Below are 3507 nucleotides of genomic sequence, written 5' to 3'. Positions count from 1 at the left end.
CTTTATTCACAATCTTACTCTATTAGTCACAATTTAAACCTATTATAATCTTAACTTTATTCACAATCTTACTCTATTAGTCACAATTTAAATCTATTATAATCTTAACTTTATTCACATATTGCATCATTAATCACGTATCAAGATTTTATAGTAAGCTTTAACTAAACACATGACTTTACCTTATTAGTATAGTTTAATCTATTAAATTCTTATATAATCTTAACTAAACACACAACTTTACATTATTAATTATAACCTAATCTTTTACATACTCATAATCTTATACACAGTCTTACCTTATTAACCACACATTTAGCTCATATATACCCTCAATTTTATTCACAAAATCATGCTGTTAGTCACACCTATACTCCTCTATAATCTTAAACTTATACACAACTTTAATCTACTGACCACAATTTTATTTCAACTATAATAACTTCTATTTCATAAATATATCATACTTGTATTATCCAAAAAATATCTATTTTTTTCTAACAATATGCCTGACATTAATAACACTCATATCAAACATTCTCGCTAACTCCATATAATTTTTTCCATTAAATAATTTAATCATAAGCTCATTTCTAGCCTCTTTTAAAGCCCCTTCCAATGTCTTAATATAAAAATATGTTCCCCCACTTTGTTGACACAATTCAAGGTATTCCAATAAACTGTACTTATGTAACTCCTTCGGAATACTTACCTCTATCTTGTGCTCTTCAAGTAATTCTATAATTTTTGTTAATTCCAACATATTTTCACCTCATATTTTATAATCTATTTGCTATTTCTTGACTTTTAATAAGCTTGTTATTACTATTTTATTGACCTAATAATTTAGTTCTTGAAAATGTAACTTATCCCCAAAGTAACAAAAATGCTTATGCCTAGTCTGTCCATCTCTACACTTCGCAACTATTAAATCAACCATCTTAATTCCCCTGTATTCTGATGCTCTAACTGCCTCCTCACTTTCTCCAATATCCTTCACTGCTTCTTCATAATCACTCCCTTTTAATTGATGTATATAAACCACATTGTTGCTATCGTGGTAGATGGCTTTGCTATCCCTCATAGGTCTATCTCCATAAGGTCTTGAATCTTTCATTTCATCATTTAACTGACTTAATTGAATTACGGGTATATTAAAATCTAAAGTCATATTTTTAAGTTCTCTTGAAAAAGTAGCTACCTCCCTTTCTCTTTTATCCATACTTTTCTGAGATGTAAGGAGTTGCACATAATCTACTATTAATAAATCTGGCTTTACCTGCCTTATCCTCTTTCTAATTGCACTAATTGTAGCTATCTTATCATTGATATAAATTAAGTTATTTTCACTTAAATCACCTATTGCATTTACAATAAGTTTCCAATCATTTTCATTTATCTCTTTAGATTTCATATTCCTTGTACTTACACCAGTTACTCTGCATATATTTCTCATAAATACTTGCTCGCTGGTCATTTCTCTACTTATAAATAAAGTCTTTTTACCTTGTTTAAATGAATTTAACATTATTTGAAGTGCCAAAGCAGTCTTCCCAACCCCTGATTTAGCTGCTATTGTAGTTAGCTCCCCTTTAAAAAGACCTCCTATAGTAGTATCAAGTAATTTTATACCAAATTTAAATCCAATATCTTTTTTATTTTCTAAAAAATCGAGTACCTTTCCTGCTATACTATTTACATCGTCATCTTCATCAGTATCCTTATCCAAAATCTGTTTTATATTACTTTCAAACTTGTAAATACAAGTATCGATATTTTCTCCAAGGTTTAGACTGTGTAAAAGGTTTTGGCAGTTTTGATTTATGCTTCTTCTAGCTAAATTTTCTTTTAAAATTTTAATATGACCATCAAGCCCAAAATTCTGACCCCAAGTAATTATACTAGTCACATCACTCGTTTTTATTAACAGAGATTTTTTATCTATCTTTGATTTCACAGTAGCCACATCAATTACTATATTTTCTTTTTTAAGTTCTTTCATAATTTTAAATATCTCAAGACATATATCATTCATAAACATATTTTCATTTAATTCATCTAGCTTATAGCTTAATTTATTGTCTAAAAGAATTGTGCCTAAAATAGACATTTCTATTTCAACATCTTTTGATTTACCCATATAAATTAATCTCTCTTTCCTCATAAGTTTTTGTATTTTGATTTTTAAATACATTATCAATTATAAATACATTATTTGTTATGATTCACTATTAATTATGACTATATTATTCGTCATGATATACTACGAATTATTAATATACTATTTATTCTGATACATTGTTTATTATGATTCACTACTAGTTATCGATATATTGTTTTACATAATTTACCACATGATATTAATATCTTATTTGATATAATTCACTACCAATTATTAATATATCGTTCACTATAATTTACTACCCGATAGTAATATCTTATTTAATATAACTTACTATCAATTATTGATATATCGTTCACTATAATTCACTACTAGTTATTGATATATCATTTGCTATAGTTCACCATTTGCTATTAATATCTTATTTATCATAAATACATTCTTAGACTAATTAAATTTCACATATCGGATTCCAATATCTTACATTTTCATATTTTTTTCTCTCACGCATACTGTCATCATACGTTGTATAATCAGAATGTATATAATTACTACTATCATTACTAGTGCCTTCTTTACACTGGTGAACATTACTTTGACTTTTCATAGATATATTTTCATTTACATAGGATTCAAACTTATAGCTAAATAAGGTTTCTGGTCTTATATACATTTCCATTATGGTATTTTTCCACTTAGCCACTTTTACCTCAATAACTTTGTAGAAATCTTCTAAGACATAGCCCTCCTTTAGCCTCTCATTGATAAGTTTTATGCTTATTGGAGAATTGATTTTAAAATTCTTACCTGATTTTTTATTTAGCATATTTATGATACTTTGCTGTATATTTTTTTTATTAAATTTATTTAAGGATTCTTTTTTCTTTGTTACAGATTTAGTCCCTTTTTGCATGTAATGAGTATGATTAAAATCATTCTTTTTATTTGTCATACCTGTATCATTAGACAATTTACTATTGCTCAATTTCGTAGCATTTTTAGTTTGATTATTTTCTATACCATTATTCGTTCTTTTATATATGTCATTGTATGTATCATTAAAGTTTAGATTTATTGACTCTGATTGCGAATTAGAATTTTCTCCTCTTGATTTTCTTACATCAAAAGATTCATTGATGTATTTTTTGATAGTGTTAACATTTGAAATGGATTTATTTTTTATAGTACCTTTGTTATGGAAATTGTTATAACTACGTTCTACGTCATAATTATCATTAGACAAATGCTCATTACTACGATACTCAAGTTCTACATTCATATCGCCATCAAATGAATTATCTTTACTATTACAACCAAACTCTACATCACTACTGTTATCAACAAATTCACCTTTATCTACACAATCAAGCTCTATATCATTACCA

The 3507-nt window shown here is 26.8% G+C and carries 3 protein-coding genes; all 3 read right to left on the bottom strand.

Translation table 11 applies throughout. The annotated features are described in order from the left end of the window. Positions 1-487: 487 nt before the first annotated feature. On the bottom strand, positions 488-763 hold the full coding sequence (locus KGF39_RS19080) for a Mor transcription activator family protein (RefSeq protein ID WP_054272557.1): 276 nt from the start codon (positions 761-763) through the stop codon (positions 488-490). Positions 764-838: 75 nt separating this feature from the next. Then, positions 839-2140: a DnaB-like helicase C-terminal domain-containing protein gene (locus tag KGF39_RS19075; protein ID WP_227823522.1), complete on the bottom strand. Its 1302-nt coding sequence runs from the start codon at positions 2138-2140 to the stop codon at positions 839-841. 433 nt (positions 2141-2573) lie between these two features. Further along, on the bottom strand, positions 2574-3507 hold a 934-nt coding region (locus KGF39_RS19070), incomplete at its 5' end, for a conserved phage C-terminal domain-containing protein (RefSeq protein ID WP_227823521.1).

It is taken from the genome of Clostridioides sp. ZZV14-6345 (assembly GCF_020657775.1).
GTDB classification, from domain to species: domain Bacteria; phylum Bacillota; class Clostridia; order Peptostreptococcales; family Peptostreptococcaceae; genus Clostridioides; species Clostridioides difficile_D.
This window is presented reverse-complemented; position numbering and strand designations above follow the sequence as displayed.

Excerpts from the sequence above, each read along its gene's own strand:
- KGF39_RS19080 (WP_054272557.1), bottom strand. The coding sequence starts at position 763 with ATGTTGGAATTAACAAAAATTATAGAATTACTTGAAGAGCACAAGATA.
- KGF39_RS19075 (WP_227823522.1), bottom strand. The coding sequence starts at position 2,140 with ATGGGTAAATCAAAAGATGTTGAAATAGAAATGTCTATTTTAGGCACA.